At 68.5% G+C, this 1,327-nt stretch carries 1 protein-coding gene; it reads left to right on the forward strand.

From position 1 onward, the window contains the following. The first annotated feature begins 67 nt into the window (after nt 1-67). Nucleotides 68-1,305 (forward strand): IS3 family transposase gene (locus QR64_RS03425; protein WP_152640907.1). Its coding sequence is split into 2 segments (ribosomal slippage): nt 68-380 and nt 380-1,305, totalling 1,239 coding nucleotides; the frame shifts between segments, so codons are not numbered across the junction. Nucleotides 1,306-1,327: the final 22 nt, after the last annotated feature.

Genomic DNA, 1,327 nt, shown 5'->3' on the forward strand with positions numbered 1-1,327 from the left:
GGAGCTTGACCCCTGATCTTGGACACGTGGAATCCAGCACACTGCTGGGGGAAGCGAGAATCCAAGGATGGCCAGAAAGAACTACACCGACGAGTTCCGCCGTCGGGCGGTGGACTTGTATGAGTCCACGCCGGGCGCGACGCTCAAGGGGATCGCGGCGGATCTGGGCGTGTCTCGGGGCGCGTTGAAGGAGTGGGTCGACAAGCTGGGCTCGGGGACCATGACGGCGGGTGCAGCGCCGGTCGCGCCGAGCCGAGGCCGGCCCGAGTCACAGACGGCGAGGATCGCGCGGCTGGAGTCGGAGAACGCCGCGTTGAGGGTCGAGCAGGCCAAGCTCGCTGAGGAGCGGGACATCCTCCGCCAGGCGGCGAAGTATTTCGCCGGGGAGACGAACTGGTGAACCGCTTCCAGTTCGTCGAGGACCACAAGGACGCCTGGGGCGTGAAGCGGTTGTGCGAGGTCATCGAGATCGCCCGGTCGTCGTTCTATGCGTGGCTGGCCGCTGCGCCGGCACGTGCCGCGAGGCAAGCCGAGGATGCGGCGCTGGCTGAGCGGATCCGGGTGCTGCAGGACCCGGCGCTGGGCGGGGACCGTGCCTCGGGGGCACCCAGGATCACCGCCGACCTGAACGAGGGTGCGGCCGCGGACGGGCGGGTCAACCACAAGCGGGTGGCCCGCGTGATGCGCGAGCACGGCCTAGCCGGCGTCCGGCTGCGCCGTCGCGTGCGCACCACGATCCCCGACCAGTCGGGACGGCGTTTCCCCGATCTGATCGGCCGCGACTTCTCCGCCGGCGAACCGAACCGCCGCTACGTCGGCGACATCACCTACCTACCCGTCGAGGGCGGCACGAACCTGTACTTCGCCTCGTGCATCGACCTCGGCTCGCGGAAGCTCACCGGGTGGGCGATGGCCGACCACATGCGCACCGAACTCGTCGAGGGCGCGCTCGAAGCCGCCCGGCGCGAGCGCGGTTCCCTTACCGGTTCGGTGTTCCACTCAGACCACGGGTCGGTCTACACCTCGAAGGCATACGCCGCCCTCTGCGAGCAACTCGGGGTGACCCAGTCGATGGGGGCGATCGGATCGTCCGCCGACAATGCCCTCGCCGAGTCGTTCAACGCGACCCTCAAACGTGAACTCCTCGAAGGCCGTTCTGCGTTTCCCGACGCGGCCACTGCCTACCGCGCCGTGTTCCGCTGGGCGAACCGCTACAACACCCGGCGCCGCCACTCCGCGATCGGCAATATCAGCCCGAACGCCTACGAAGCCGCTGCCTCCGCTACCCTCGCGGAAGCGGCATAACCGAAATGACACCGTGTCCAAG

It is taken from the genome of Rhodococcus sp. Chr-9 (assembly GCF_000801125.1).
GTDB classification, from domain to species: Bacteria; Actinomycetota; Actinomycetes; order Mycobacteriales; family Mycobacteriaceae; genus Rhodococcus; species Rhodococcus pyridinivorans.